Origin of the sequence: Algoriphagus sp., from assembly GCF_024642405.1 — a bacterium.
Classification (GTDB): Bacteria; Bacteroidota; Bacteroidia; order Cytophagales; family Cyclobacteriaceae; genus Algoriphagus.
Genome location: NZ_JAHEBC010000507.1, coordinates 1 through 2,017, shown reverse-complemented (window position 1 = coordinate 2,017; position 2,017 = coordinate 1). Strand labels below are relative to the sequence as shown.

The following is a 2,017-nucleotide window of genomic DNA, read 5'->3' as shown; positions in this document are numbered from 1 at the left end:
GACACTTATGCTTTGGCTCATGTACATGTATTGGAAGATCTAGGAGATAGTCCATCAAATCCTGCAAATCAACTCTCTGGTAAACTCTCAAAAAACCCTGATTTAGCCCTTTCAAGGGTTTTATGTGCAAGGAAACTCGAGTTTACAAATCCAAATCCATCTTTAGATTATGATCCAAATACGTATCATGCATTTCTAGTTCCCGCTTTTGAAACGGGAAGACTGGCTGGATTGGGATTGAAAACAGAGGGGATTCCTGCTCAAAAATCTTCTTGGTCCCGGTCTGAAATTAATGGAGGTACAAATCCTTCGAGTTATCCCTATTACTTCACATGGACATTTAAAGTAGATGAGGGTGGGGATTTTGAAAGTTTAGCGCAGCTTCTTGAAGCTAGAGAACTTCCTGAAAATATCGGCAAAAGAGAAATGGAAATGGGTGATATAGGTTTTGGTATAAAACCTGTCGGTGTTGATGCTATTGGATATGTAGAAGGAGCAATGAGACACCCTGATTACCAAACGGCACCTTGGCCAATGAGTGATCAGGATTTAAAAAATCAATTATTAGATGTTTTGAATCTCTCATTCAATCTTCAGGATACTTCTCCTATGGTGAATCCATCTTTTTTCTATTCCCCAATTGTAGAACAAGATCCTATTATTACACCCCCTATTTATGGGAAATGGCATAAAGGAATCTTAAAACTATCTGCAAATAGTAATGATTGGATCCATAAAATAAACCTTCACCCCAGTAACCGATCTGCTGCTGGATTGGGTGTTCAAGTAGTTCAAAAGCACCAGGAAAAGTTTATGGAGATGGCTTGGGAACAGATTGGTGATATAAATGAAGCCAATCAAAAGATTCGTGAAAGTGAATTAATGAAACGAGCTACCAAAGCGCTTGCGTTGAAGAAAGTTTTTAAGCTAGATAAATTTGATCTCATCAATGCAACTGGAAAAGCTTTTGAAATGATGAAACTTGATCCAGGTAATACGATTAAAAATGCGGTTAAAAAGTCTACGGTGCCTACAGCTATCAGGTCAGGGTCATTTCTTAAAGTAGCTAATAATTTCACTCCAACTGCACTGATGAATAAAGGCAAAGATGGCGCATTGGATATTTTAAATAAAAGTTTTTATCTGAATTTAAATAAAGCTATTGGTACTGAAGGGAAAATTTCAGCGGCTCCCACCAAAACTGAACCCAAAATAGTTTTGCCTACTTTAAATGCATTGGAAGCAATAAATAGCGTGGTTTTAAACCCACCAGTTTCTTTTATGGAGCATTTGGCCAATGCTATTTTGAAATTTACTAACGTGAATTTCAATACCAATCAAGTATTATCTAAGCTTCCTTCAGATTTTTCAGAAGATCAAAAAGCAAGAGCAACTGCAATATTAAATGGGATAACCAATAAAAGTTTAAGTGGCCAGGTAAGAAGTTTGACTGTAGATTCAGAGGTTTTTGATAGTAAAATAAGCACCAATTTTCAAGAAGGATTTTATGGTCCATCTGATCAGGTGAAATTTATTAGAAAGGAAGTTCCGGCAGGAGATGTCTATTATTTTAAACATAGTGAGGTAGTATTAGAGAGGCAGAATTATCTGAATAGTTTTCAAAATAAATTTGTGTCTAATGTCAATAATTCAAATGTGGTTAAGGTCTTTAAAAAGCCCATTAGAGCTGTATTACCTCTGAATTTGCATGATAAAATCCGAGTTAAGCTTAATCCGGTTATTAATTTTGACAGAAAGCTTTCCTCATTTTTTACAGCAAATTATATCAATAACAATAAGCCTATAATGGCTTACCCCCGATTCCCGATTCCTGTTTATGACTATTTAAAGGAGATTTCACCTGATTATATTATTCCTAACATCAGCGAAATTGAACCCAACACCATTACTTTGATGGAGACAAATAGGGAGTTTATCGAATCATTCCTGGTGGGGATGAACCATGAGTTTTCAAGAGAATTACTCTGGAGGGAATTTCCTACAGACATGCGTGGCA

General features: G+C 36.2%; 1 protein-coding gene. It reads left to right on the top strand.

Going from position 1 to position 2,017, the window contains the following annotated elements:
• Positions 1–2,017: hypothetical protein (locus tag Q0L68_RS19935; protein ID WP_296705993.1), on the top strand; the 2,017-nt coding region annotated here is incomplete at both ends.